At 60.9% G+C, this 26,808-nt stretch carries 28 protein-coding genes and 1 tRNA gene; 19 read left to right on the top strand and 10 right to left on the bottom strand.

The window, feature by feature from the left end; all coding sequences use genetic code 11:
• Positions 1-14: 14 nt before the first annotated feature.
• Entirely contained in the window at positions 15-1,061 is a 1,047-nt protein-coding gene (locus tag J0O65_RS10590; RefSeq protein ID WP_215406539.1) for a lysozyme inhibitor LprI family protein, read from the top strand.
• Positions 1,062-1,064: 3 nt separating this feature from the next.
• Positions 1,065-1,568, top strand: coding sequence for a hypothetical protein (locus tag J0O65_RS10595; RefSeq protein ID WP_215406540.1), 504 nt, complete (start codon positions 1,065-1,067; stop codon positions 1,566-1,568).
• Positions 1,569-1,576: 8 nt separating this feature from the next.
• Here the strand turns inward: J0O65_RS10595 and J0O65_RS10600 are convergent, their stop codons facing one another.
• The 5 genes from J0O65_RS10600 to J0O65_RS10620 form a co-directional block, all read right to left on the bottom strand.
• Entirely contained in the window at positions 1,577-1,975 is a 399-nt protein-coding gene (locus J0O65_RS10600) for a hypothetical protein (RefSeq protein ID WP_215406541.1), read from the bottom strand.
• 103 nt (positions 1,976-2,078) lie between these two features.
• Positions 2,079-2,154 (bottom strand) — tRNA-Lys (locus tag J0O65_RS10605).
• 116 nt (positions 2,155-2,270) lie between these two features.
• Positions 2,271-4,022, bottom strand: a complete 1,752-nt coding sequence (locus J0O65_RS10610) for a GspE/PulE family protein (RefSeq protein ID WP_215406543.1) — start codon at positions 4,020-4,022, stop codon at positions 2,271-2,273.
• Between the two features lie 46 nt (positions 4,023-4,068).
• On the bottom strand, positions 4,069-4,857 hold the full coding sequence (locus J0O65_RS10615) for a class I SAM-dependent methyltransferase (RefSeq protein ID WP_215406545.1): 789 nt from the start codon (positions 4,855-4,857) through the stop codon (positions 4,069-4,071).
• An 88-nt stretch (positions 4,858-4,945) separates the two neighbouring features.
• Complete coding sequence (locus J0O65_RS10620) at positions 4,946-5,458, bottom strand: glycine zipper 2TM domain-containing protein (protein ID WP_215406546.1); 513 nt, start codon at positions 5,456-5,458, stop codon at positions 4,946-4,948.
• 400 nt (positions 5,459-5,858) lie between these two features.
• On the opposite strand from J0O65_RS10620, the gene J0O65_RS10625 reads away from it, so the two are divergent.
• The 5 genes from J0O65_RS10625 to J0O65_RS10645 all read left to right on the top strand — a co-directional run bounded on the left by J0O65_RS10625 (position 5,859) and on the right by J0O65_RS10645 (position 11,176).
• On the top strand, positions 5,859-6,257 hold the full coding sequence (locus tag J0O65_RS10625; protein ID WP_034747450.1) for a barstar family protein: 399 nt from the start codon (positions 5,859-5,861) through the stop codon (positions 6,255-6,257).
• 156 nt (positions 6,258-6,413) lie between these two features.
• Positions 6,414-7,022, top strand: a complete 609-nt coding sequence (purN, locus tag J0O65_RS10630; RefSeq protein WP_076568208.1) for a phosphoribosylglycinamide formyltransferase — start codon at positions 6,414-6,416, stop codon at positions 7,020-7,022.
• 21 nt (positions 7,023-7,043) lie between these two features.
• Positions 7,044-8,363, top strand: coding sequence for an RsmB/NOP family class I SAM-dependent RNA methyltransferase (locus J0O65_RS10635; RefSeq protein WP_215406547.1), 1,320 nt, complete (start codon positions 7,044-7,046; stop codon positions 8,361-8,363).
• Positions 8,364-8,474: 111 nt separating this feature from the next.
• Positions 8,475-9,833 (top strand): mechanosensitive ion channel family protein, encoded by a 1,359-nt coding sequence (locus J0O65_RS10640; RefSeq protein WP_215406548.1) that lies wholly within the window; start codon positions 8,475-8,477, stop codon positions 9,831-9,833.
• 173 nt (positions 9,834-10,006) lie between these two features.
• The gene (locus J0O65_RS10645; RefSeq protein WP_502793554.1) at positions 10,007-11,176 is read left to right on the top strand and encodes a DesA family fatty acid desaturase; all 1,170 of its coding nucleotides are present in this window, start codon (positions 10,007-10,009) and stop codon (positions 11,174-11,176) included.
• A 140-nt stretch (positions 11,177-11,316) separates the two neighbouring features.
• Here J0O65_RS10645 and rpmG read toward each other — a convergent pair whose 3' ends face one another.
• From rpmG to radC, 3 genes are all read right to left on the bottom strand, one after another.
• Positions 11,317-11,484, bottom strand: coding sequence for a 50S ribosomal protein L33 (rpmG, locus tag J0O65_RS10650; protein WP_010400929.1), 168 nt, complete (start codon positions 11,482-11,484; stop codon positions 11,317-11,319).
• A gap of 22 nt (positions 11,485-11,506) precedes the next feature.
• A complete protein-coding gene (gene rpmB / locus J0O65_RS10655) occupies positions 11,507-11,743 on the bottom strand; it encodes a 50S ribosomal protein L28 (protein ID WP_010400928.1) in 237 nt (78 codons plus the stop codon).
• A gap of 247 nt (positions 11,744-11,990) precedes the next feature.
• On the bottom strand, positions 11,991-12,665 hold the full coding sequence (gene radC, locus J0O65_RS10660; protein WP_152250350.1) for a RadC family protein: 675 nt from the start codon (positions 12,663-12,665) through the stop codon (positions 11,991-11,993).
• Positions 12,666-12,911: 246 nt separating this feature from the next.
• Here radC and J0O65_RS10665 point away from each other — a divergent pair, with 246 nt between their 5' ends.
• From J0O65_RS10665 to J0O65_RS10695, 7 genes are all read left to right on the top strand, one after another.
• Complete coding sequence (locus tag J0O65_RS10665; RefSeq protein WP_215406550.1) at positions 12,912-14,759, top strand: LamG-like jellyroll fold domain-containing protein; 1,848 nt, start codon at positions 12,912-12,914, stop codon at positions 14,757-14,759.
• Between the two features lie 135 nt (positions 14,760-14,894).
• Entirely contained in the window at positions 14,895-15,350 is a 456-nt protein-coding gene (locus J0O65_RS10670; RefSeq protein WP_070224501.1) for an FKBP-type peptidyl-prolyl cis-trans isomerase, read from the top strand.
• Between the two features lie 10 nt (positions 15,351-15,360).
• A complete protein-coding gene (gene ispH / locus J0O65_RS10675) occupies positions 15,361-16,308 on the top strand; it encodes a 4-hydroxy-3-methylbut-2-enyl diphosphate reductase (protein ID WP_131689622.1) in 948 nt (315 codons plus the stop codon).
• A 296-nt stretch (positions 16,309-16,604) separates the two neighbouring features.
• Positions 16,605-17,534, top strand: coding sequence for a branched-chain amino acid ABC transporter permease (locus J0O65_RS10680; RefSeq protein ID WP_215406552.1), 930 nt, complete (start codon positions 16,605-16,607; stop codon positions 17,532-17,534).
• Between the two features lie 21 nt (positions 17,535-17,555).
• Entirely contained in the window at positions 17,556-18,773 is a 1,218-nt protein-coding gene (locus J0O65_RS10685; protein WP_215406554.1) for an ABC transporter permease subunit, read from the top strand.
• 12 nt (positions 18,774-18,785) lie between these two features.
• On the top strand, positions 18,786-19,559 hold the full coding sequence (locus J0O65_RS10690) for an ABC transporter ATP-binding protein (protein WP_092795837.1): 774 nt from the start codon (positions 18,786-18,788) through the stop codon (positions 19,557-19,559).
• Complete coding sequence (locus tag J0O65_RS10695; protein ID WP_215406556.1) at positions 19,556-20,275, top strand: ABC transporter ATP-binding protein; 720 nt, start codon at positions 19,556-19,558, stop codon at positions 20,273-20,275. Before J0O65_RS10690 ends, J0O65_RS10695 begins: the two co-directional genes overlap by 4 nt.
• A gap of 133 nt (positions 20,276-20,408) precedes the next feature.
• Here J0O65_RS10695 and J0O65_RS10700 read toward each other — a convergent pair whose 3' ends face one another.
• Complete coding sequence (locus J0O65_RS10700) at positions 20,409-20,975, bottom strand: phasin family protein (protein WP_034785173.1); 567 nt, start codon at positions 20,973-20,975, stop codon at positions 20,409-20,411.
• Between the two features lie 351 nt (positions 20,976-21,326).
• On the opposite strand from J0O65_RS10700, the gene J0O65_RS10705 reads away from it, so the two are divergent.
• The 3 genes from J0O65_RS10705 (at position 21,327) to pbpG (ending at position 24,248) form a co-directional block, all read left to right on the top strand.
• The gene (locus J0O65_RS10705; RefSeq protein ID WP_502793555.1) at positions 21,327-22,253 is read left to right on the top strand and encodes a DMT family transporter; all 927 of its coding nucleotides are present in this window, start codon (positions 21,327-21,329) and stop codon (positions 22,251-22,253) included.
• Between the two features lie 24 nt (positions 22,254-22,277).
• Entirely contained in the window at positions 22,278-22,997 is a 720-nt protein-coding gene (locus J0O65_RS10710; protein ID WP_353056179.1) for a nitroreductase, read from the top strand.
• 177 nt (positions 22,998-23,174) lie between these two features.
• Positions 23,175-24,248 (top strand): D-alanyl-D-alanine endopeptidase, encoded by a 1,074-nt coding sequence (gene pbpG / locus J0O65_RS10715; RefSeq protein ID WP_215406558.1) that lies wholly within the window; start codon positions 23,175-23,177, stop codon positions 24,246-24,248.
• Positions 24,249-24,337: 89 nt separating this feature from the next.
• Here the strand turns inward: pbpG and J0O65_RS10720 are convergent, their stop codons facing one another.
• A complete protein-coding gene (locus tag J0O65_RS10720; protein WP_034785179.1) occupies positions 24,338-25,117 on the bottom strand; it encodes an IclR family transcriptional regulator in 780 nt (259 codons plus the stop codon).
• A 151-nt stretch (positions 25,118-25,268) separates the two neighbouring features.
• Here J0O65_RS10720 and J0O65_RS10725 point away from each other — a divergent pair, with 151 nt between their 5' ends.
• Positions 25,269-25,652 (top strand): diacylglycerol kinase, encoded by a 384-nt coding sequence (locus J0O65_RS10725; RefSeq protein ID WP_251373646.1) that lies wholly within the window; start codon positions 25,269-25,271, stop codon positions 25,650-25,652.
• Between the two features lie 130 nt (positions 25,653-25,782).
• Complete coding sequence (locus tag J0O65_RS10730; RefSeq protein ID WP_251373647.1) at positions 25,783-26,787, top strand: sulfate ABC transporter substrate-binding protein; 1,005 nt, start codon at positions 25,783-25,785, stop codon at positions 26,785-26,787.
• The last annotated feature ends 21 nt before the right edge of the window (positions 26,788-26,808 follow it).

The following is a 26,808-nucleotide window of genomic DNA, read 5'->3' on the forward strand; positions in this document are numbered from 1 at the left end:
GGCGCCGATTCAACATGAAAATTTGTCTACCCTTATTGAAAACGCTCTTGCTGGGAGCGTGTGCGCTGCTTGCCAACCCGGGTTTTGCCGCCGCCGCCGCACCGTACCCGAATACCAGCGCCATGGGCGTGGGGCACGCGGAAAGCACGGCCTGGTATGCGGGCTGCCTGAAGGTCAGGGAGGCGGCGCCGCCACCGGCCGACCAGCCGGCCCCATCCGCCGTGGCGGCCTTGCGGCAGTGCCAGGCGACGGACCTGTATTACGATACCAAGAGTATGTCCTCGCCCAAGCCGGCCGACTGGCGTCCCGTGCGCCATTGCGCCATGGCCACGCAGAATAACGCCGTCTTGATGATGCTGTACCAGAATGGACAGGGCGTGCAGAAGGACCCGTTGCTGGCGCTCAAGTATGCATGCAGCATCGATGCGGCGCCGGCCGAGATGCAGGGCCGCATCGAACATTTGCAGCAGATTAACGCCAGCGGGCGCGGGCTGATCGATTTGTGCGACGACATCATCAGCGGCTACATGATGGGCGTGTGCAGCGCCATCGATGCGCGGCAAAAGCAGCGCGTGCGCGCGCAGGCGACAGATCAGGTGAGTGCGGCCATGCCGGCCGTGGCGCAAGCGTCGCTGCAAAAACTGCAGGCGGCGGCAAGCAAGTTTGCCGATGCGCGCGCGGCCAATGAAACGGATTTGAGCGGCACGGCGCGCGCCGCCCTGAGCATCGCCGCCCGCACGGCCGAGCTCGACTTGCTGGCGCAGGATCTGCGCGAGGTCGAGGCGGGCAAGCTGCCGCCAGGCATGTCCAGGGAACAGGCGGCGGCGCTCGACAAGGAGCTCAACGCCATCTACGGCAAGCTGATGAAAAAGCCGGCGCAAACCCATGCGGGCGCCGTCGGCAAGGATGGCATCCGCGCCACCCAGCGCCTGTGGCTGGCGTACCGCGATGCCTGGATGAACTTTGGCGCCGTGCGCTATCCGTCCGTCACGAGCGAAACGTGGGCCGGCCGCCTGACGTCGCGGCGCAATGTGCAACTAAAAGATTTGCTGGAGAATTAAGCCATGCGGGAAGCGTATTACCACGAAGACGATTTTTGCATGATCGAACTGTTGCCATTGGATAACTTGCAGCACTGTTTGACGCAGATGGGCGAGCAGCAGGCGTTCGCCGATGCGCACCGCAGCGGCGCCGGCTGGACGCAGATGTACGTGCCCGAGGCGCCGCCGTCGCCGCTGCGCGCGCTGGGCATCACGGCGGACCAGCTACGGCTGGCGCTGGCGGACGCCTTGCCGCCGTATGACGCCGTGTGCACGGGCTACGGCAGTTACCGGGTGGAATGCAAGAACGTGCTGGCCTTTGGCGGCGACAAGACGGAAACATTATTCGCCGGCCTGGACGAGAGCGGCATCGTGTGCGACCTGTGGTGCAGCGACGGCATGCCCGGGCTGATGCTGCTGCCCTTGAAAGAGCAGTTGCTGCTGGCCGACTGGGGCGCGGGCTTTGCGTGTCCGCTGGCCGATGGCGACTTGTTCGCGCGCTATCTGCAGGAAAACGAACTCGGCTGATTGGTTGATTATTCGCAGGCGATGGCGTTCGGCTGCGCCACCTTGACCACCGATGCCAGGCGCGCCATGTCGTTGCCGTCGCCTTGCTCCACATACGGTTGATAAGAATCAATGATGATGCGGGCACGCGCTTGCCAGCCGCAATTGTCGGCCTGGCGCGCGGGCACGCGCAGCAGGCGGCGCGCCTCGCCATCGTTGGCAAAGCAAAACCATATCTCATGCTGGGCGGCGGGGCGGGGCAGGCGCCCCCATTGCGCCTTGTCGGGCGCGAAGCAGACGCGGTCGCCGATGATTTCCAGGCTCATCTCGTCCGTGCGCGCGCTGTACTGGCCGTCGAGCACGATGGGCGATTGCGCTTGGGCGGACAGGCACGCGGTGGCAAGTAACAGGGCGGAGGCAAGTTTCATGCGTTTCTTTCAGGACTGGCAAGACGAAGGGCCAGTATAACCGTGGGGCGGGAAACGCAAAAAGCCAATCCCGAAGGATTGGCTTTTTGGTACTGCGCATTCGTGGTAGGCCGTGCGGGATTCGAACCTGCGACCAACGGATTAAAAGTCCGCTGCTCTACCAGCTGAGCTAACGACCCGAAAGAGGCCGCATTATATATCAGTTGAAAAAGAATGCAAAGCATTCCTGCGAGAAAATGCAGGCCAGCTAAGAGCCTATCCCAGCAGGGGATGTATTCATCTACTGGGATAGGCGCTAAGGCAGGGCTGCCGTGAGCTTCAGCACTTCGTCGATGCTGGTCGTGCCATCGATGATCTTGCGCGCGCCGGCGAGGCGCAGCGGCGTCATGCCGTCGAGCAGGCTCTGGCGGCGCAGCGCGTGCAGGTCGGCGCCCGCCTTGACCAGCTGGCCGAACGCTTCCGTCACGCAGAGCAATTCATAAATGCCGGCGCGCCCCAGGTAGCCGCTGTGCCGGCACAGGGCGCAGCCGACGGGGCGATACATGACGTCTGGCCGTTCCAGCTGACCGCCCGTCAGGCGCTGCCAGACGCCGGCGCCGGGGGCGGTATCCAGCTCCTTGCAGTCCGGGCACAGGCAGCGCAGCAGGCGCTGCGCCAGCACGCCGGCCAGGCACGCTTCCAGCAGATAGGCGGGCAGGCCCAGTTCCAGCAGGCGCATGACGGCCGAGGGCGCGTCGTTGGTGTGCAGGGTCGACAGCACCAGGTGCCCCGTCAGCGCCGCCTGGATGGCCATCTCTGCCGTGGCCAGGTCGCGGATCTCGCCCACCATGATGATGTCGGGGTCTTGCCGCATCAGCGCCCGCACGCCGTCGGCAAACGACAGCTCGATGCCGGCCTGGGTTTGCACCTGCATCTGGTTGAAGGCCGGTTCGACCATTTCGATGGGGTCTTCCACCGTGCACACATTGACTTCGCTGCCGGCCAGCGCCTTCAAGGTGCTGTACAGGGTGCTGGTCTTGCCCGAGCCGGTGGGGCCCGTCACCAGCACGATGCCGTGCGTGCGCGCCGTCAGCTGGCGCCAGCGTTCGGCCTCCGCGGGCGGAAAGCCCAGATCAAACAGGCTCTTGACGGCCACTTCCGGGTCGAAGATGCGCATGACGAGCTTTTCGCCGAAGGCCGTGGGCAAGGTCGACAGGCGCAGCTCGACTTCCTGGCCCTGGGCATTGCGCGTCTTGATGCGGCCATCCTGGGGGCGGCGCTTTTCCACCACGTCCATGCGCCCGAGCAACTTGATGCGCGCCGTCATGGCCAGCATGACGGCGGGCGGCAGCTGGTAGGCCTGGTGCAGGCGGCCGTCGATGCGCAGGCGCACGAGGCCCGCGTCGCGCTTCGGTTCCAGGTGGATGTCGGAAGCGCGCTGGGCAAACGCGTATTGCCACAGCCAGTCGACGATGCGCACCACGTGCTGGTCGTTGGCGTCCAGGTTGCCCTTGTTGCGCCCCAGTTCCACCAGTTGCTCGAAATTGTGGCGCAGCGCCATGTCTTGCGTGGACGCCTGGCGGGCCACCTTGACGGAACTGGCCAGGCTGAAAAATTGCGCGATGGCGTCGGCGATGTGCAGCGGATTGGCGATGACCAGGCTCAGCTTGCGCGGCGCAAGATTCCCCAGCTGCGCCCGCCAGGCGAGCGCGTAGGGCTGGGCCGTGGCGATGACGATGCGCTCCGGCGTGCTTTCCACGGGCAGGATGTTGAAGCGGGCCGCATAGCCGGCCGTCATGACGTCGGCCACCTGGCTGAAATCGATGTGCAGGGGATCGATGCGCAGATAGGGCAGGCTGGCCCGCCGCGCCAGCCAGGCGCACAGGGTGTCGAGCGTCAGCGTGTCGTGGGCGATGCTGCACAGTGGATGCAGGGCGGGCGCCGGCAGCAGGGCGGCCTGGACCTGCACGGCGGCCGCTTGCGCGGCGTCGAGCAAGCCGTCTTCCTGCAGCCAGGCCAGCAGTTGCGGCAGTTGCAGCGGCGTGTCGGGAGGAGGGGGAGCGGACATGGCCGGCGCCTTTCCAGGCTGCCGGCCTTGCCTGGGTGGCCGGCGCTTACAGGGTGCTGACGATGCCCTTGACCCAGGACTTGGCGGGCAGCTTGGTCTCGGCGACGATCTGCTTGGCGCGCTCGAGCAGGGCTGCTTGCGCCTCGGCATCGAGTGCCACTTTCGTCTTGAAAGCGATCGCCACCACGTTCCCATCATGGACTTCCGGCAGGCAGATCACCTGTTCAAACGCAAACTTCATCGCCTTGATGTTCTTCGCGTAGCTGGGGTGGTCGCCAAACAGATTGACCGTCATGATGCCGTGCGGCGCCAGGCAGGCGCAGCAGGCGGTATAGAAATCGGCGCTGTCGAGCACGGGACCGCGCGCCGTGGCGTCATACAGGTCCACTTGCAGGGCGTCCAGGCTGCCATGGTTGGCCTCGTCGTTGACGTAGTCGAGCGCATCCATCTCGCGCACGTGCAGGCGCTCGTCGTTGGACGGCAGCTTGAACATCGATGCGCAGATGGTGATGACGGACGGGTTCAGTTCGATGGCCTCGACTTGCGCCTGCGGGAACTGGCGGTAGCAGAACTTGGTCAGCGCGGCCGTGCCCAGGCCCAGCTGGGCGAGGCGTTGCGGTTGCTCGATCCACAACATCCACGCCATCATCTGCTGCGCGTATTCGAGCTCCGGCCAGTCCGGCTTGCGGATGCGCATGGCGCCCTGCACCCATTCCGTGCCGAAATGCAGATAGCGCACGCCATCCATTTCGGACAGGGTGACGGGGGCGTAGCGGGGCTTGCGCGCGGGGCGCGAGGATTCGACTTGTTCGATGGATTTTCGTTTGATAAGCATAAGGCGGCCTGAAAGTGTGCCGCATTATAGCCCGCGCCGGGGCGCCATAAAAAATGCCAGCCGCTGGGGCTGGCATGGTAGGGGACGCTTATTGCTGTGCCGGTTCAATGGAAACACGCAGGCGGATGCGTTCGCCCGGATCGTAGGACATGATGCTCGTGTAGTTGCGGCCGCGGTAGTCGTAGGTGACCTGGTAGCCAGTGTTGCGCGATTCCCAATGGTCGACCTGGCGACATTGCTTGACGGCTTGTTCCTGCATGCCGCCCTGGTAATTGTTCTGGTTGTCGACCCGGTCGCCGACGACGGCGCCGGCGATCGCGCCAGCGGCGGCGGCGGCCGTGCGGCCATTGCCACCACCGACCTGGCTACCGAGCAGGGCGCCGGCGATACCGCCGACGATGGAGCCGCCAGCGCTGCGCTGTTGCGGCGGCGCCTGGACTTGCACGTATTCCGTACGGCATTCCTGGCGTGGACGGTTGATCTGTTCCACTTGCGGCACGACGCGCACGACCTTGCCAAAATCTTCAAAGTCGGCGGCCTGGGCGAGTGGCAATGCGCCGATACAAAGGGCAGACATCATCAATTTGGCTTGCAAGTTCATTTGTAACCTCGTTATCTAGAGAATCTTTCAGGGTATTTTTTACAACTTGGGACTATAGTAATCCCGCCAGACCGGGGAGAGTGTTTCGCATGGCAACAAAATGTAACAGCCCAAGCCCCTTGCCCCACAGTCTGTAACATGCACTTTCAATCGATACAAGATGTTGAAGTGACTTGAAACCAGCGGTTTGTAACAAATCTTGCGTTTGACATCATATTCGGGTTGATTCATGCAGGACAACACGTTACCCTAATACGCGTATGGCTTATATAAAATCGCACTGAATCGCATAAAAGTTGATACAGATCGAATCACCGCGTGCGCATTGACCCGCGTGCGGGGATGCAATAAGAAGAGCAGCTAGAACAATCCATACATAACAGGTCGATTTGAGGGAAAAATGAGTTTGTTACTAACCGTGCCGCCCAACCTTGTCCAGTCCATCCGTGCCTTTCGCGTGACCGAATTACAAGACGAGGCGATCCGTCTCGGGCAGCACTTTTTATATGCGCATTGCAACGCTGGGCAGACCAAACAACAAGTCATCGGCATTATTGCAGAAGCATTCCTGTTTCCGAAAAACCTGGCAAAGAATTTCGATGCCCTGCGCCTGTGTCTGACGGACACCATGTTCAAGGCGGGCACGCAGACGGGTTTCCTGGTGGTGCTCGAGCAATTGCCAAATACGCAAAAATTCGACAAGGAAGCGCGCGAGATCCTGCTCGACGTGTTCCGCGACGCGGCCGACTACTGGGCCGAGAAGAAAGTCCCGTTCCGCGTCTTCTATTCGTTCGAGTAAACACTTACTCTTGCCGCGACGCCGTCAACCCGGCCTCCGGCGCCGGTGAGAATCGGCATCGCCGGGCGGCTGCGGGGCACCGGCGCTCATGTTGCGCCGCAACAATAATGCCGGCCTTTCTAGATTCGCATCGCCATAGCGGGTACAATGCGCGCTATGAAAAATATCGTTATCCTCATTTCCGGACGCGGCAGCAACATGGAAGCAGTCGTGCGCGCGGCGCAAGCCGAGCAATGGCCAGCCCGTATTGCCGCCGTCATCAGTAACCGGGCCGATGCCCAGGGATTGGTTTTTGCCGCGGAACATGGGATAGCGACCGCAGTCGTTGCCAACAAGGATTATGCCAGCCGCGAACAGTTCGATGCGGCGCTGCAAGCCGTGATCGACGGCTTCGCCCCCGACCTGGTCGTGCTGGCCGGTTTCATGCGTATCCTGACGCCGCCCTTCGTCGAGCATTACGCGGGGCGCATGCTCAACATCCACCCGTCGCTGCTGCCGCTGTTCCCGGGCATGGCGACGCACCGCCAGGCGCTTGAGGCGGGCGTGACGGAACATGGCGCGACCGTGCACTTCGTGACTGCCGAGCTCGATCATGGCCCGGCCGTGGCGAGCGCGACAGTCCCCGTCTTGCCGGGCGACACAGAAGACAGCTTATCGGCGCGCGTGCTGGTACAGGAACATCTGCTTTACCCGCGCGCCATCCGCCTGTTCATTGACGATAAACTGTCAGTCGAGCATGGCCAGGTCCGCGTGGACCCTCAATAAAATATTACAGGAAGAATAACAATGAGATTGCCACCAGCGATACTTGCCAATGCTGAAGAAGTATTGCGCGAAATTTTACGTTTCACGGCCCCGGCCGACACCACCCTGTCGCGCTATTTCCGCGACCATCCGCGCCTCGGTTCGCGCGAACGGGGCGCCATCGCCGAAGGCATCTATGCCGTGCTGCGCAATAAATCGTTCTTCACGGACTTCGCCGAGGCGGGCAATGGCCCGACCATGCGCCGCCTGACCATCCTCGGCCTGGCCGAAGCCGTCGGCGCGGACTCCTTGGGCGGCCTGACGGAAGAAGAAGTGGAATGGCTGGAACGCATCAAGCAGATCGACCGCAACCTGATGCCGCCGAACATGCGCGCCAATATGCCGAAATGGCTGTTCGACAAGCTGATCGCCCAGTTCGGCGAGGCGGAAACCATGCTGCTGGCCGATGCGCTGAACGCGCCGGCGCCGCTGGACCTGCGCGTCAACTCGCTCAAGGCCACGCGGGAAGACGTGATGCTGGCGCTGGCCGAAGCGCCTATCCTCAGCACGCCGACGCCGTATGCCCCGCTGGGTTTGCGCGTGATCAAGAAGCCTTCGCTGCAAAACCTGCCCCTGTTCCAGAGCGGCGCCATCGAAGTGCAGGATGAAGGCAGCCAGATACTGTCGCAGATCGTCGGCGCCAAGCGCGGCGAGATGGTGGTCGATTTCTGTGCCGGCGCGGGCGGCAAGACTCTCGCATTGGGCGCACTGATGCGCAACACGGGACGTTTGTACGCGTTCGACGTGTCGGAAAAGCGCCTGGCCAAGCTGAAACCACGCATGGCCCGCAGCGGCCTGTCGAACGTGCATCCGGTGCAGATCGCGCATGAGCGCGATGCCAAGATCAAGCGCCTGGCCGGCAAGATCGACCGCGTGCTGGTCGACGCCCCGTGCAGCGGCCTGGGCACCCTGCGCCGCAATCCGGACGTGAAATGGCGCCAGCAGCCCAATTCCATCGTCGAGCTGCAAGCCAAGCAGGCGGCCATCCTGGCCGGCGCGGCGCGCCTCGTCAAGGGCGGCGGCCGCCTGGTGTACGCCACCTGCAGTTTCCTGAACGAAGAAAACGATCAAATTGCCGAGCAATTCCTGGCCACCAACCCCGATTTCACCCTGGTGCCGATGCACAAGGTGCTGGCCGAGCAAAAGATCGAGCTGGAAATGGGCGACTACCTGAAATTGTTGCCGCATTTGCACCAGACCGACGGCTTCTTCGCCGCCGTGTTCGAACGCAAGGTCATGCCGAAAAAAGTCTACGCCGATGAAAAACCGGCCGACGACGTTGACGCTGAACCAGCCGAGTAAGCCTGTCACCGGCCGCCGCCGCACCTTGCGGCGGTGGCCATGCAATGCCGCCAGCCCGCCTGGCGGCATGGGAGCACTCCCATCCGTCCCACCTTCCGGACCACCTGCGCCATGAATGAAACCCCACTGCTGAATCTGATCACTGACTTTGTCGACGATTTCCGTCAACCGGCCATCCTGTGGCAGGCGCTGGTCATCGCCGCTTGCCTGGCCCTGAGCTGGCTGCTGGTGCGGCAGTTGCGCCTGTTCCTGCACCACCGGGCGGAAGCGGCGGCCACGCCGGCCGCGCCGGAGACCTTGCAGCGCACGGACAGCTTCATTCGCATCCTGACGCCCGTGCTGGCGGCCATGCTGCTGGGCATTGCGCAACATTTCCTGGCCAAGTTCCAGTCGGTGAACCTGCTCAGCATTGCCATTCCCCTGTGTACCTCGATGGCGCTGGTGCGCTTCGGCTTTTATGTGCTGCGCCGCATCTTTACCCGCCACGGCGAGGTCAGTCCGACAATGTTGCTGTTGGAGAAAATCTTCACGGTGGTGGTGTGGGCCGGCATGGCCCTGTATATCACGGGCCTGTGGCCGGATCTGCATGCCTTCCTGGAGGGCATCGTCGTGCCGCTGGGACGCAACAAGGTGTCCGTGGCGGCCATCTTGCAAGCCGCGATTTCCGTGGCCGTGCTGCTGGTGCTGGCCATGTGGGCCGGCACCTCGCTCGACGAGCGCCTGATGAAAATGCAGGGCTTGCACACCTCCTTGCGCGTGGTGCTGTCGCGCATGGGGCGCGCCGTGCTGATCCTCGTCTCCGTGCTGGTCAGCCTGTCGCTGGTGGGCATCGACCTGACGGTGCTGTCCGTGTTTGGCGGCGCCTTCGGCGTGGCGCTGGGCTTTGGCCTGCAAAAGATCGCCGCCAATTTTGTCTCCGGTTTCATCATCCTGCTCGACCGCAGCCTCACCATCGGCGACATGATCACCGTCGGCCAATTCACGGGCAAGGTCACGCAGATCAATACGCGCTATACTGTGTTACTGGGTGGCGATGGCGTTGAATCCATCGTGCCGAATGAAATGCTGATTTCCGGCGGCGTGCAGAACATGTCGCTGAGCAACCGCATGGTCTGGTTGTCGACGGCCGTGTCGGTGGGCTATGAAACGGACCTGGACGTCATCTTCCCCTTGCTGGAAGCGGCGACGGCCAAGGTGCCGCGTGTGTCGCAAAGCAATCCGCCATCGGCCACCCTCGTGCGTTTTGGCGCCGACGGCCTCGATGTGCAGATCGGCTTCTGGATCGCGGATCCGGAAAACGGCACCGGTGGCGTGAAGTCGAATGTGAACCGCGCCATCTGGCGCACCTTGCAGGAACATAAGGTCACTGTACCGTTTCCGCAACGCGAATTGCGTATTGTTGGTACGCCTCCTGCCCCGCTCGCTGGCGCGGCAGAGGGGGAGTCCGCGCCATCCGGCACCCAGCCCTGACCTCGCTGCCTGCCTCCGATTTTGTCTGATAACACCCATTAGGGCGTACAATCACGCCTAAAATTTAACTCTGCCGGACCTCCAGAGTCACTGGAGCGACCGTGCGCACGCCCTGACCACTTGGAGTAGCAGTAATGACATTGAGTTCCGTTTTACACGACGTTTTGCAGTTCATGGCAACCGGTGTTACCGATCTGTCTGCATGGCAAATTTTTCTGTACACCATGGTGGTCACGCACATCACGATCGCCAGCGTCACGATTTACCTGCACCGCCACCAGGCCCACCGCGCGCTGGAATTGCATGCGATTCCCAGCCATTTCTTCCGTTTCTGGTTGTGGCTGACGACGGGCCAGGTCACCAAGGAGTGGGCGGCCATCCACCGCAAGCACCATGCCAAGTGCGATACGGAAGAAGATCCGCACAGCCCCGTGACGCGCGGCATCAAGAAAGTGTTCTGGGAGGGCGCCGAGCTGTACCGCGCTGAATCGAAGAACATGGAAACCATGGCGAAATATGGCCACGGCACGCCGACGGACTGGATCGAGCGCAACCTGTACACCAAATACAGCTGGCTGGGCGTGGTATCGCTGTTCGTTATCAATTTCATCCTGTTCGGCGTGATCGGCATTTCCGTGTGGGCCGTGCAAATGATGTGGATCCCGATCACGGCGGCCGGCATCATCAACGGCATCGGCCACTACTGGGGCTACCGCAACTACGACTGCGCCGACGCGGCCACCAACATCATTCCTTTCGGCATCCTGATTGGCGGTGAGGAGTTGCACAACAATCACCATACGTATGCGACGTCGGCCAAGCTGTCGTCGAAATGGTATGAGATCGATATCGGCTGGGCGTATATCCGCGCGCTGGAAATGCTGGGCCTGGCCAAGGTGAAAAAGCTGGCGCCGGAACCGAAGTTTTCGCACGGCAAGGTGGAAGCGGACTTCGAGACCTTGCAGTCCGTCATCGCCAACCGCTACGACGTGATGGCCAAGTACGCGAAATCGATCAAGCATGCCTGGAAGGAAGAGCTGGAACACCTGAAGCACAAGGCCGAGCTGGAAAAGCGCTTCCTGAAGTCGTCGCGCAAGCTGATGCAGCGCGAGCCGGCCAAGCTGGCCGATGCGCACCACGAGCAGCTGTCGGAACTGTTCCAGCACAGCAAGGCGCTGGAAACCATGCACCACATGCGCGTGGAACTGGGCGCCATCTGGGAGCGTTCGCACTTTACGCGCGAACAGTTGCTGCAGAAGCTGCAGGACTGGTGTGCGCGCGCCGAAGCGTCGGGCATCAAGTCGCTGCAGGATTTCTCCTTGCGCCTGCGCAGCTATGCCTGAGTAAGCTGTCGCGTCATATCAAGGCCCTGGTTTCCAGGGCCTTTTTTTCGTCCAGGCAGAAGGGGAGAACGGCGAGATGAAAATCAGGGCGAAAAAAAACCGCTCATCGGAGCGGCTCTTTTTGCAGAACACAATATCAATTACTTGATTTTGGTTTCTTTGTACGTGACGTGCTTGCGTGCTTTAGGATCGAATTTCATGATCTCCATTTTCGCAGGCGTCGTACGCTTGTTTTTGGTGGTCGTGTAGAAGTGACCCGTACCGGCGGTCGATTCTAACTTGATTTTGTCGCGGCCTGATTTTGCCATGATAGCTCCCTTATTCTGCTAATTAGACTTTTTCGCCACGAGCGCGCATATCGACCAATACGGCGTCGATGCCGACTTTATCGATGACGCGCAGACCGGCGTTGGACAAACGCAGGGAGACCCAGCGGTTTTCAGATTCAACAAAAATACGACGATTCTGCAAGTTAGGCAAAAAACGACGTTTGGTTTTGTTGTTTGCATGGGAAACATTGTTGCCGACCATCGGCTTCTTCCCAGTGACTTGGCAAACACGTGCCATGGCGCACTCCTTAAAGATATTCCAAATTGGAAAAACGAGAGTATATCCAAAATAAGCCGATTTATCAATGACTTGCGAAAAACAATTGTGTCAAGGTGCATTGAAGTAATTTAACAATTTGACTTTTGCCCTTCCTCATAGGGGAAGGCACTGGTAAACAGCGCTGTTTACTGTTAGATAAGCGTGCCGGTGTGTTCACGTATGTCCTTGTTTACACATGGTTAACTGTCGCCTTACCAGCCCAGGCCTAGATCTGGCCATGTTCCGCGAACGAATGCACTTGCCGCCCGGCCACGACGAAATGGTCGAGGATGCGCACGTCCACCAGCGACAACGCTTGCACCAGCGCGCGCGTCAGCAACAAATCCGATTCGCTCGGTTCCGGCGCGCCGGACGGGTGGTTGTGGGCCAGCATGACGCTGGCCGCGTTGTGCAGCAGCGCCTGCTTGACCACTTCGCGCGGGTACACGCTGGTGTGGGTGAGGGTGCCGCGAAACATTTCCTGGGTCGTGATCAGGCGGTTCTTGACGTCCAAAAACAACACGTGGAATGCTTCATGCGCCAGGTGGCCCAGGGTCAGGCGCAAATAATCTTTGACGGCGTGCGGTGAATTGAGGGCCTGGCCCGCCTGCAAGTCCTCGATGATGGCGCGCCGCGCCAGTTCCAGCACCGCTTGCAGCTGGGCAAACTTGGCGCTGCCCATGCCGTGTACGGCGGAAAAACTCACGAGGCTGGCGCCGAACAGGCCCCGCAGGGAGCCGAAGTGCTCGACCGTGTCGCGCGCCAGTTCCACGGCGCTCTTGCCGCGCACGCCCGTGCGCAGGAACACGGCCAGCAATTCCGCGTCCGACAGCGACTGCGCGCCATCCTCGATCAGGCGTTCGCGCGGCCGTTCGCCGGCCGGCCAATCCTTGATGCCCATGCTGCCTCCCGTTCGCGCCCGCCTGGTCGTGGCGCCTGCCGACGATTGTCGCGCCTTCCCCGGGCGGCCATGCTGCGCTAGCTCGTCTTCACTGTAAATCGTAGTAAAAAAAACAAAAACCAAGATGCCCGGCCCGCGCATTTTCAAGCGCTATCATTTACCTGTCGTTGCACTTCATACAAGTTGCAGCGGCGGGGAGTCAGGGCCCTGAACTCAATGTCTTCCACTTGTTTTACAGGAGTCGTCATGCCTTATATCAAAGTTATCAATGGAGTCATGCAGGAGTTCAACGCCGCCGGCGTCAACACGGGCAAGGTTAGCGGCATCGGCCTCAATGCGCACGCGTATCTGGAACACCGCAACTGGAGCGTTACCGCGCCGCTCGATCCGGACGTGAAGAATCCCGATTACAGCACCGATTTGCCGTATCTTGCCGCCAACGGCTTCAAGTACATCCAGGTGATGGTGGCGCCTTTCAACGGCAAGGACGGCTATTGGAGCTGGGAAGAGGTCGTTGGCAAGCCCGATTTCGCTCCCGACAGCACGCTGACCGCGCTCAATATCAAGCCCGCATACTGGGCCGCGATCCAGGCGCTGCTCGATTGCGCGCTGGCCAATGGCATCGGCATCATCGCCTGCCCATTCTGGAATCCCTACGCCGTGCCGCAACTGGTGGGCGAGGCGGGCGCTGCGGGCGCTACAAAAGACGAGCAGGCCGCCGCCGCGCGCGTTGCACTAGCCAATCCGCAGTCGAAATCACGCCGCTACATGCGTGCCTTTGCGCAGGCTTTTGCGCAGCACTACAGCAATCACGCCGGCATCGCCGCCTGGATGGCAGCGCAGGAACTGAAGGGCGTGACGGAGATGAGCTTGAGCGCTTGCCGGGAAATCATCCAGGAGACGGCGCAATTGCTGCGTGATAATGATAGCCTGGCGCGCATGATTTCTTCCGGTAACGCGGGCATTGCCCATACCTGGCCCCGTCAAGGCTCTTTGCAGCAATACGTCACGGAAATCCTGCCATTGATGAATCCAGACCCGGTCGACTGTATTTGCGAAAACCTGTTTCCGGGTAATGAATATGTAAGCAGCGCCCTGGACAACAGTGCGGATTTGCCGGCCGACTTCGTCTCGTCTTCGCTCGCTTACCTGCAAGTGATGCAGCGCGCGGCCAGGGACCTGGGCAAGCCGTATTACCTTGGCAGTTTTTGCCTGTCGGAAAAGCAGGAGCTGGCGTTGCAAGATACCGAACGGCAAGACAACTTGCACGCGTTGCTGAGCGCCATACGCCGTACGGGCGTGCAACTGGCATGCTATTGGGACTGGAACGGCGGCAAGCCTATGCAAGACGACGGTCTGAACCTGGTGGAGACACCGGCCTACAGCAACGGGCGCAAGGCCGTCTGGGACGCCTTGCGTGGCGACGACGCCGTCCGTCAGGCGCCGCCCACGCCTTGCTTCGGCGTCAAGAAAACCGTGCAGTTCCAGCCTGGCCTCCTGCTCACCGTGCCGTCGTCCGTGCGTTACGAGAGCAGCGATTTTTCGCTGTCGTATTGCATCCGGCAGCAGGCATTTTCCACGATGGTGGGCCGGGGCGGGGCGTTTGTCGCGCGCCAAGCGAACCTGAAAGGATGGACGCTGCTGACGCAGGATATCCAGACGTTCCTGTTCCTGCGCAATAGTGCTGGTGCGGGCTTCAATAACAATGGCCACGGCGTGAACGTGGATAGCGCCAACCGCTGGTTTCGCTGCACCTACACCGTCAAGCATGATGGTTCCATCAGCCTGTACGTCGACGATTTCCTGATGTCGCAGGGCAGCAAGATGGCAACGCCATTCGTGCAGGCCATCGGCGCGCCCCTGGTGATCGGCCGCACCGTGGATGCGCTGGAGCAGGGCGCGCCCGCCTGGCAGTTGTCGGACGTCATCCTCTACGACCGCGTGCTGACGCCCAAGGAAGTGTATGACTATGGCCAGTACGGCATCGTGCACCGGCCTGTGGGGCGCTGGAAGCTCGACGGCAACCTGGAAGACAGCTCCGGCTTCGGCAATCATGCCAGCACGGCGGGCGGGTTGACGTACGTCAACGTCTGATTCGCTGATTCGACGTGGGATGTGTTGCGCGGCCATGTTTTTTTGACAAAAGCACGGCCGCGCCGAGATGGCATGGGGCGCGCTGGCTCAGTGTGGCTTACAATATCGTTTTGCACCAGTTACTTGAAAACTACTATGTCCAACGAGCAACCAGCAGTCGTCACCGAAGCGGCTTACCTCACCCTGCATTATCGTCTTGCTACTGTTGACGGTACTGATATTGTCACTACCTTCAGCGGAAATCCCGCGACCTTGATGCTGGGACAGGGCCAACTGGCGCCGTTCCTCGAGCAGCGCTTGCTGGGCTTGCCTGAAGGCACGCACCAGACCTTCGAGCTGGCCGCCGGCGAAGGCTTCGGCGAGCGCAATCCCGAGCTGGTGCAATCGGTCTCGCGCGCGACGCTGGACGAGAACTCCGTGCCCGGCGCCGACTACAAGATCGGCGACCTGGTCGATTTCGCCGCGCCGGGCGGCGGCCGCTTTGCCGGCGTGCTGCGCGAAATGCGCGAGGACTCCGCCCTGTTCGACTTCAACCATCCGCTGGCCGGCCAGCCGCTGCGCTTTGAAGTCAAGCTCATCTCGGTGCTGTGAAGGAATAGCGATGGATAAAGAACTGTTACTGGCCCAGCCCCGCGGTTTCTGCGCCGGCGTCGACCGGGCGATCGAAATCGTCGAACGCGCCTTGCAGCAATTTGGCGCACCGATCTATGTACGCCATGAAATCGTCCACAATGCCTATGTGGTGGCCGACTTGCGCAACAAGGGCGCCATCTTCATCGATGACCTCGATGATGTGCCTGCTGGCAATACGCTCGTGTTTTCCGCGCATGGCGTGTCGAAAGCCGTGCGCGCCGAGGCGGAATCGCGCGGCCTGAGCATTTTCGACGCGACCTGCCCTCTCGTCACCAAGGTGCATATGGAAGTGGGCAAGATGCGCCGCGAAGGCCGCGAAATCATCATGATCGGCCACGATGGCCATCCCGAGGTGGAAGGCACGATGGGGCAGGCCGATATGGGCATGCATCTGGTGGAAACGCTCGACGATGTGGCGGCATTGCAAGTCGCCAATCCGGACAGCCTGGCCTATGTTTCGCAAACAACGTTGTCAGTTGACGACACTAGCGACATTATCGCGGCCTTGAAAGCGAAATATCCGAACATCGCCGAGCCGAAAAAAGGCGACATTTGCTACGCCACCACCAACCGCCAGGAAGCCGTGAAATTCATGGCCCCGCAAGTGGAAGTGGTGATCGTCGTGGGCAGCCCGAACAGCTCGAATTCGAACCGCCTGCGCGAAGTGGCCGAGAAGATGGGCACGCCAGCCTACATGGTCGACAATGCTTCGCAAATCGATCCCGCCTGGCTGGAAGGCAAGCTGCGCGTGGGTGTGACGGCTGGCGCCTCGGCGCCCGAGGTGCTGGTGCAGGCCGTCATCGACCGCCTGAAAGAGTGCGGCGTGAAGAGCGTGCGCCCGCTCGACGGCGTGCAGGAAGCCGTCACGTTCCCGATGCCGAAAGGCCTCGACGGCGTCAAGCGCGACGTCGCCTGAGTTGCCAGGGCGCTTGAGTATCGATGAGGAGTTACCTCAAAACCGAATTTAATTCGGAAATGATCGCATTATTCCAAGCTTAGTTTTTGCAAAAGATCGTTATGATTGGTTCAAGCTTGAATATGTTGTCGTTATAACTAAGCAAGGTCACGCCCGTTTTTGGTGCGTGCACCATGCTGGTGAGAACGGTCCAGGGATGGCACTGCAGGAATTCTTCCTCCGGTGCCGTTTTTGTATCAGCGACCCATGTTCTGGCGGAAGTTGTTCCCGAAAAATGCATATTTGATAGGGCAATCATGGATACATTCATCCAGCAGATCATTAACGGCTTGGTGTTGGGCAGCATGTATGCCTTAGTCGCCCTCGGTTACACCATGGTGTACGGTGTCTTGAATCTGATCAACTTCGCCCACGGCGACGTGCTCATGATCGGCGCCATGGTGGGCTTGAGCATCCTCAAGCTGCTGGGCATTTATGTGCCGGACTGGCCCGGCTATCTGAAACTGGCCACCGCCATCCTCGGCGCCATTCCCATCTGTATTCTGGTCAACATCATCATCGAGCGGGTCGCCTACCGCCGCCTGCGCAACGCCCCCCGCCTCGCCCCCCTGATTACCGCCATCGGCGTCTCCATCCTGCTGCAGACCTTTGCCATGATGATCTGGACGCGCAATCCCTTGCCCTTCCCGCAATTGCTGTCGACCGACCCCATCAACATAGGCGGCGCCGTGATTTCGCAAACGCAAGTGCTGCTGCTGGCCCTGGCCGCGCTGTCGATGGGCGGCTTGGTATTGCTGGTGGAAAAAACGCGTATGGGCCGCGCCATGCGCGCCACGGCGGAAAATCCCCGCGTGGCCGGTCTCATGGGCGTCGATTCCGACAAGGTCATCGTCGCCACCTTCGCCATCGGCGCCGCGCTGGCGGCCGTGGCGGGCGTGATGTGGGGCGCCAACTATGCATCCATCCAGTTTTCCATGGGCGCCATCCCCGGCTTGAAAGCCTTCTGTGCGGCCGTGCTGGGCGGTATCGGCAATATCTATGGCGCCATGCTGGGCGGTATCTTGCTGGGCATTATCGAGAGCCTGGGCGCCGGCTATATCGGCGACATCACGGGCGGTTTCCTGGGCAGCCACTACCAGGATATCTTTGCCTTCGTCGTGCTGATCATCGTGCTGACCCTGCGCCCGTCCGGCATCATGGGCGAACGCGTGGCCGACCGTGCCTGATGTGACACTGGGAGAATAATCATGGCATTACTCGATTTCGACGCAAAAAAGAATCCCGCCAAGGCCTATGCCGGCATGCTGGGCCTGGCCGCGCTGCTGATGGTGTTCCCGTTTTTTGCCGCCCAGTTCGGCAACTCGTGGGTGCGCATCATCGACATGGCCTTGCTGTACATCATGCTGGCCCTGGGCTTGAACATCGTCGTCGGCTTCGCCGGCCTGCTCGACCTGGGCTACATCGCCTTCTATGCCGTGGGCGCCTACCTGACGGCCTTGCTGGCCTCGCCCCAGTTCGCCATCCTGCTCGAATCGGTGGTGAATCAGTATCCCGTGCTGGGGGAAACCCTGGTGCAGCTGATGGGGCCGGAGATCCGTGAAAACGGCATCCACCTGTCGATCTGGATCATCGTGCCGCTGGCCGCTGCCGTGGCAGGTTTGTTCGGCGCGCTGCTGGGCGCGCCCACATTAAAACTGCGCGGCGACTACCTGGCCATCGTGACCCTGGGGTTTGGCGAGATCATCCGCATCTTCATGAACAATTTGAACGACCCGATCAACTTCACGAATGGCCCGCAAGGCATCAATTTGATCGACCCCATCCGCATCTTCGGCGTCAACCTGGCGGGCGAGGCGGGCACCAACAGCACCGTCACGGTGGCCGGTTTTTCCATGCCGTCCGTGAACGCCTATTACTTCCTGTTCCTATTCCTGTGCATCGCCGTCGTGTTCGTCACCAAGCGCCTCCAGCATTCGCGCCTGGGCCGCGCCTGGGTGGCCATCCGCGAAGACGAGATCGCCGCCAAGGCCATGGGCATCAATACGCGCAACGTCAAATTGCTGGCCTTTTCCATGGGCGCCTCGTTCGGCGGCGTGGCCGGCGCCATGTTTGCCTCGTTCCAGGGCTTTGTCTCGCCGGAATCGTTCTCGCTGACGGAGTCGATCGCCGTGCTGGCCATGGTGGTGCTGGGCGGTATCGGCCATATTCCTGGCGTGATCCTCGGCGGCGTGATCCTCGCTTCGATACCGGAAGTGCTGCGCCACGTGGTGGAGCCGGCCCAGCAGGCGCTGTTCGGCCATGTGGTGATCGAGGCGGAAGTGCTGCGCCAGCTGCTGTACGGCCTGGCCATGGTGTTGATCATGCTCAACCGTCCTGCGGGACTGTGGCCGTCGCCGAAGCACGAAGACCGGCCCGACCACGACGTCGACCAGCCGAACAAATCCACCGGCGTCGTGTCCGCATAAGGGAGGGATAGCATGAGCGAACAGATCATCCTCAACATCGCCGGCGTGAACAAGCGTTTCGGCGGCTTGCAAGCGCTCACCGACGTGGGCATCACCATCCGCCAAGGCCAGATTTACGGCTTGATCGGTCCGAACGGCGCCGGCAAGACGACGTTTTTCAATGTGATCACCGGCCTGTACCAGCCCGACACGGGCACCTTCGAGCTGGCCGGCAAGCCGTATTCGCCGTCCGCGCCGCACAAGGTGGCCAAGGCGGGCATCGCGCGCACCTTCCAGAACATCCGCCTGTTCGGCGACATGACGGCGCTGGAAAACGTCATGGTGGGGCGTCACGTGCGCTCGCACCAGGGCGTGTTCGGCGCCATCTTCCGCCACAAGGCGGCGCGCGAGGAAGAGGCGTCCATCCGCCGGCGGGCGATGGAGTTGCTCGACTTCGTCGGCATCGCCCAGTTCGCCAGCCGCACGGCGCGCTTCCTGTCGTATGGCGACCAGCGGCGCCTGGAAATCGCCCGCGCGCTGGCGACCGATCCGACCCTGCTGGCCCTCGACGAGCCGGCGGCCGGCATGAATGCGACGGAAAAGCTGGCCCTGCGCGAGTTGCTGGTGAAAATCAAGGCCGAAGGCAAGACCGTGCTGTTGATCGAGCACGACGTGAAACTGATGATGGGGCTGTGCGACCGCATCACGGTGCTCGAGTATGGCAAGCGCATCGCGGAAGGCTTGCCGGCCGAAATACAACAAAACCCGGCCGTCATCGAGGCTTACCTGGGGGGATCGCACGCATGAGCAATATATTGAAGGTAGCGGGCCTGCACGTGGCCTACGGCGGCATCAAGGCGGTCAAAGGCATCGACCTGGAAGTCAACGAGGGCGAGCTGATCGCCCTGATCGGTGCGAACGGCGCCGGCAAGACGACGACCTTGAAAGCCATCACGGGCACCTTGCCCGCCTGCAAGGTCGAGGGCACGATCAGCTACCTGGGCGAGTCGCTCAAGGGTACGAAATCGTTCCACCTGGTGGAAAGGAAACTGGCCATGGTGCCGGAAGGGCGGGGCGTGTTTACCCGCATGTCGATCCGCGAAAACCTCATGATGGGCGCCTACACGCGCACGGACAAGGCCGGTGTCGAGGCCGATATCGAGAAATGGTTCGACGTGTTCCCCCGCCTGAAGGAAAGGGCGGCGCAGATGGCCGGCACCTTGTCCGGCGGCGAGCAGCAGATGCTGGCCATGGCGCGCGCCCTGATGAGCCATCCGAAGCTGCTGCTGCTCGACGAGCCGTCGATGGGCCTGTCGCCCATCATGGTCGAGAAAATCTTCGAGGTGATCCGCAGGGTCTCGTCCGAAGGCATCACGATTCTGCTGGTCGAACAGAATGCCCGGCTGGCCCTGCAGGCGGCGCACCGCGGCTATGTGATGGATTCCGGCCTGGTCACCATGGGCGGCAACGCGGCCGCCATGCTCGACGACCCGCGCGTGAAGGCCGCGTATCTGGGAGAGTAGGAAGGTGCGGGAAGCTTGCGGGCATAAAAAATGCCCCAGCTGGGCTGGGGCATAATGGCATCCGTCGGGGAAGTGCAGGATGGATGCCTGGAGGAGCCGATAACAGCGGACCGCCGTGGCGGTCGCTTGATAATTACTTGGCGGCAGCGCGCGGCACGACTTTTTCAGCCGCTTGCGTGAACTGGTTCACGGCCGACGTCAGGTTCGCTTCGATGGCTTCGACGGCTTGCTTGCTGGTTTTCGAGAATTGCTCGTAGCCTGCATTGGCGTTGCCGATGGCGCTTTTCAGGATGGCGACGGCGTTTTCCGAACCGGCTGGCGCGTTCTTGGTGACTTCTTCCACCAGGGACAGGACTTTGCGGTTGGTTTCAGCGATTTGCGATTCAGCAGCTTTGCTGAACTCGGCTTGCGTGCCCGACGTGATGGCAGCCAGGTGACGGCCGTAAGCGATGGCTTTTTCGGCGCCAGGCTGGGCTTGGGCAGCGGTCAGCGAGAAGAATTCTTGTGGATCTTTTGCCGACAGCAATTGCTTGGCGGCGGCGGTCGATTCTTCCAGCGTTGCCTTGGCAGCGGTCAGGTTCAGTTCGACGATCTTTTCGATGCCTTCGAAGGCTTTGCCCGTCAGCGACGAGAACAGGGCGAATTGGGCTTCCAGGTTGGCTTTGGTAGCGGACGAAAATTGCTCAGGAATTGAAAACATATAAATCTCCAAAAAATCGAAATCTGGTTAATTTGATGCTGCGTGTACCGTTTGGGAAAGCAGGTGAATCTAAATTTTTCAAGCTGAACAAGAATTGTGCAACGCAACAAACCCTATTCTACGGTGAAAAAAAACGAAGTCAAGCGATTCTTGTGCGATGCAACAATTGAATAGATTTGCATCAAAAGCCGTTGTTTCTAAAGAGAAATATTTAATTTCCGTGTGTCAATGGTTTATCCTTAAACTATCGTTTCCAGTGGCTACGGGGACGATCGCGGCGCAGCATGCTAGACTTTGCCTCCCGCACCGGCGCAGCGCTCCAGTGCCGATCCCGTTTCCCGAGTCGATACCATGTCCAATCTTCCCGCCGCGGCTGGCGCCAGCGGCAAAGTCCCCAAAGCTTCTTTCCTGACCACCGTGGCGCCGATGGCCTTGCCCGGCTTCTTTGTGTTGTTATGGAGCACAGGTTTTATCGTGGCCAAGTTCGGTTTGCCGTATGCGCCACCGCTGACCTTCTTGCTGCTGCGCTTCCTGGGCGTGCTGGTGATCCTGTTGCCGCTGGTGCTGCTGTTGCGCGCGCCGTGGCCCGTGGGGCAGTTCCGCCAGATCGCCGTGGCCGGCATTTTGATGCAGGCCGGCTACCTGGCCGGCGTCTGGTGCGCCATCAAGCTGGGCATGCCGGCCGGCCTGTCCGCCCTGATCGTCGGCATGCAGCCCGTGCTGACGGCCTGCGCCGCATCCCTGATCGGCGAATCCGTGCGCCCGCGCCAGTGGCTGGGCCTGTTCTTTGGCTTGCTGGGCGTAGCCCTCGTCGTGTATGCGAAGATCAACCTCGTGGGCCTGACCGTGGAAAGCGTGCTGCTGTGCGTGTTCGCGCTGTTGTCGATGACGGCCGGCACCATGTATCAAAAACGCCACTGCCCGCAGTTCGACTTGCGCACCGGCACGGTGGTGCAGTTTGCCGCCTCCATCGTGGTGGTCTTGCCGTTCGCCTTGTACTACGAAGGCCTGGACCTGCATTTCAGCAATGTTCAATGGACGGCGAATTTCATCGGCGCCTTGCTGTGGTCGGTACTCGTGCTGTCCATCGGCGCCATCTTCCTGTTGTTCGCCCTGATCCGCCGCAGCGATGCGACGAAAGTGACGGGCTTGCTGTACCTGACGCCGCCCACGACGGCCGTGATGGCCTGGCTGATGTTTGGCGAAGCCTTTAATATGCTGGGCATCGCCGGCATGCTGGTGGCCGTGGTTGGCGTCGTGTTCGTGGTCAAGAAGTAAAGCAACAAGCGGGAGAGCAGGGCAGTGGATAAGCAAGCATTGGAAACATCGTCGGCGCAGCAAGCCGTGGACGCCGTCATTCTGTCGCGCCGGTCGATCCGCGCCTTTTTACCCACGCCGGTGGCGCAGGACGATATCGCGCGCATCCTGGAAGTGGCGGCGCGCGCGCCTTCGGGCGCCAACATGCAGCCGTGGAAAGTGTATGTGCTGTCGGGCGAGGCGCGCCAGCGCCTGTCGCGCCGCATCCTCGCCGCTTACGACGCGCCGAAGGCGCCCGATGCGCCCGCGCGCACGGCGTCGTACACCTATTACCCGCGCCAGTGGACGGCGCCGTTCATCGAGCGCCGCCGCAAGATCGGCCTGGACCTGTACCAGTTGCTGGGCCTGGAGCGGGGCGACACGGCCGGCATGGCGGCCCAGCATGGGCGCAATTTCCAGTTTTTCGATGCGCCCGTCGGCCTGATCTTTACCATCGAGCGCGTGCTGGAGCAGGGTTCCTGGCTCGACTACGGCATGTTCTTGCAAAACATCATGCTGGCGGCGCGCGCGCGCGGACTCGATACGTGCCCGCAAGCGGCTTTCATCCATTACCATGACATCATCCGCGACGAGCTGGGCGTGCCGGACAGCGAAATGGTGGTGTGCGGCATGGCCCTCGGCCATGCCGACCCGGACAAGATCGAGAACCGCTTGAGCACGGAACGCGAGCCGCTGGCAGGTTTTGTTAAATTCATGGACAAATAGACATTGCCAGTGACCGGCACAGCTAAACAGCCCGTTAAGGATGAGCTTGTTTGCGGATCGCTAACGATTTGTATTTCGTTGCTGCAATAAATACTGTCCTAACTGTTAAATTGGCTTGCGATTACTCTGCATTTCGCTACACTGCAATAAGGCAACAGCTTCACGGGGAATTATCGAATGGCTAAGTTTAAACTTGCGCTGGGTGTCCTGGCTTCCCTGCTGTTTGCGCTGGCGCCGGCTGCGGCCGTGCACGCCAGGGAAGCGAACGGCAAATCCTCAGCCGCGAAGAAACACAACACCAAGAAAGTCAAAGTCGTGCTGCGCAAGGGCGCGACGGCCGCGCCGCGCGAAAAGACCGTGCGCCGGGTCGTCATGGTGCGCGGCAAACGCAAGGTCATCTATCAAAAAATCAGCAGCGTGGCCGTGCCCATGGCCGCACCGATGCCCACCATGGGCGACCTGGCAGGCTTGAACCTGACGCGCGATCCGCTCGACCTCAAGTCGAGCGTGGCGCTGGTGCTGGACCAGGCCAACTCGGAAGTACTGTTTGAAAAGAATTCGAATGTCGCCCTGCCCATCGCCTCCATCACCAAGATGATGACTGGCCTGGTGGTGGTCGAAGCGCGCCAGGACATGGATGAGCTGCTGACCATCACGGACGAGGACGTCGACCGCGCCAAGTTCAGCAGCTCGCGCTTGAAAGTGGGTTCGCAATTGACGCGCGCGAACATGCTGCACATTGCCCTGATGAGCTCGGAAAACCGCGCCGCCTCGGCGCTGGGCCGCAATTATCCGGGCGGCTTGCCGGCGTTTGTCGACGCCATGAACAGCAAGGCGCGCCAGCTGGGCATGATGGATACGCACTACGTCGATTCCAGCGGCTTGTCGAAAATGAACGTGGCCAGCGCGCGCGACCTGGGCAAGCTGGCCATGGCCGCCTTCCGCCATCCGCTGTTGCGCGAGTACTCGACGGACCCGAAAGCCATCGTCGAAGCCAGCGGCCAGCCCATGCAGTTTGGCAATACGAATCACCTGGTGGCCAACCCCGGCTGGGAAATCGGCTTGCAAAAGACGGGCTTCATCAATGAGGCGGGACGTTGTCTGATGATGCAGGCCGTCATCGAAGGACGGGCCGTGATCATGGTATTCCTCGATTCCAAGGGAAAACAGTCGCGCACGGCCGACGCGGGCCGCATGCGCAAGTGGCTGGAAGCCTTGAAACCAGCCAACATGAGCCTGCCCGGCGGCTAAAAATGTCCATGGCGGCGTTGCACTAACTCGCCGTACTAGTCGTACTGCCTTCGTTAGTGCGCCTTGCCCTGAACATTTTTATGCGGAAGTCAGTCTTGCGGGATATAACCCAATGTGACGGAAATCTGGTTCGCCGTTTCCACCAGGTCCACCAGCCACTCATCCTGCAGACGGTCGGCCGGCGCCGAGATCGACAGGCCGGCGATCAGCTTGCCCGAGTCGTCGCGGATGCCGGCGGCCATGCAGCGCACGCCCAGTTCCAGCTCTTCATTGTCGCGCGCATAGCCGCGCTCGCGCACCAGGCTCAGCTCGCGTTCGAGCTTTTGCAGATCCGTGATGGAATTCTTGTTGTGCCCGGCCAAGCCCGTGCGCGTGGCATACGCGCGGATGGCTTTCGGTTCGTCCACGGAGAGGAACAATTTACCGGTCGAAGTCAGGTGCAGCGGGCCGCGGCCGCCGATGGCGCGCACCACCTGCATGCCCGAGCGCTCGGAAAAGGCGCGGTCGATATAGACGATCTCGTCGCCCTGGCGCACGGACAGGTTGATGGTTTGCTGGGTTTTCTTGTGCAGCTGGCGCATGAAGTCCAGCGCCGCTTCGCGCACGCTGAGGCGGCTTTTCACCACATTGCCCAGTTCCAGCAGGCGCATGCCCAAGCGATAGGTGCCCGGTTCGATGCGGTCGACAAAGCGCGTGAGCACCATGTCGTTGAGGATGCGGTGCGCCGTCGAGGGGTGCAGGCCGGAGACCTTGGATAATTCCTTCAGGCTGACCGGGTCGGAATATTTGGCCAGGGCATCGAGCAGGGCGACCATTCGTTCGATCACCTGGATCGTCGTCTTTGGAGCTGCGACCGGTTCAATTTTCATGATGGATTTGGTGCAATGCAGTATTCATGCTTCTTTATACCATGATGTGAAAAAATAGTGAAATGTTCCGAGATATTCAGCGAATAAATGGTCACACTGCCATGCCGCCCCCATAATGTGCCCACTGCACCTGCTTTACATATGGAAAAATATGCAACCTGTAAATGAATTCAAAAGCAAGAGTGGCTTGAAGCGGATCTTTTCCGCCTTTTTCTACTCGCTCGATGGCTTGAAGGCGGCCTGGCGCCATGAACATGCATTCCGCCAGGAACTCGGTTTGTTCGTCGTCGGTACGGTGATCGCCTTGGTCTTGCGCATCTCCGCCTTTGAAAAACTGGTGCTGATCGGCGTGCTGCTGCTGGTGTTGATCGTCGAACTGATCAATTCCGCAATCGAAGCCGTGGTCGACCGCATTTCGCTGGAGCGCCATCCGCTGTCGAAAAACGCCAAGGACTTCGGCAGCGCGGCCGTGCTGCTCACGTGTATCCTGGCCTTCGCTGCCTGGGCCGTCGTATTGTTCAACCGGTTTTATTAAGCACTAAATCCCCGTTGCGCGCCGTCCATATGCGAAAAATGTATATCAAACGGCGAAACGCTTCGTTCTCTTTGCAGCCGTGGCGCCGTAATCTGGTGGCTCTGAAAGTTCAACCACACGGGGATCTTAGATGCTGTCGAAAAAAATCATCATTGCCGCCGCCATCGGCGCGTTTACCCTCCTGCAGACGGCGCAGGCCGCCGATATCACCCTGCTCAACGTGTCGTATGACCCGACGCGCGAGCTGTACCAGGATGTGAACACGGCGTTTGCCAAGGAGTGGAAAGGCAAGACGGGCGACACCGTCAAGATCAAGCAATCGCACGGCGGTTCCGGCAAGCAGGCGCGCGCCGTCATCGACGGCCTGGAAGCGGACGTGGTCACCTTGGCCCTGGCCTACGATATCGATGCGCTGGCCGAGCACAAGCTGCTGGCCGCCGACTGGCAAAAGCGCTTGAAGCACAACAGCTCGCCTTACACCTCGACCATCGTGTTTCTGGTACGCAAGGGCAACCCGAAAGGCATCAAGGATTGGAACGACTTGATCAAGCCGGGCGTGTCCGTCATCACGCCGAACCCGAAAACCTCGGGCGGCGCCCGCTGGAACCACCTGGCCGCGTGGGGTTACGCCTTGCGCCAGCCGGGCGGCAGCGAAGCCAAGGCCAAGGATTTCCTCGGCAAACTGTACAAGAACGTGCCCGTGCTCGATTCCGGCGCGCGCGGCGCCACCACCACCTTCGTCGAACGTGGCATCGGCGACGTGCTGATCGCCTGGGAAAACGAGGCTTACCTGGCCGTCAAGGAACTGGGCCCCACCAAGTTCGACATCATCACGCCGTCCGTCAGCATCCTGGCCGAACCGCCCGTCGCCGTCGTCGACAAGTTTGCCGACAAGCACGGCACGCGCAAGGTGGCCGAGGCCTACCTGAACTACCTGTACACGGACGAAGCGCAAGATATCATCGCCAAGAATTACTACCGTCCGGCAACGGACAAGGCGGCGAAGAAATACGCATCGCAGTTCGCCAAGGTCAACCTGTTCACCATCGAACAAGTGGCGGGTGGCTGGACGGCCGCACAGAAGGCGCACTTTGCCGACGGCGGCATCTTCGACCAGATTTACCAGCCGAAGTAATCTTCACCGGCAGGCGGCGAC

Origin of the sequence: Janthinobacterium sp. JC611 (assembly GCF_018682595.1) — a bacterium.
GTDB lineage: Bacteria > Pseudomonadota > Gammaproteobacteria > Burkholderiales > Burkholderiaceae_D > Janthinobacterium.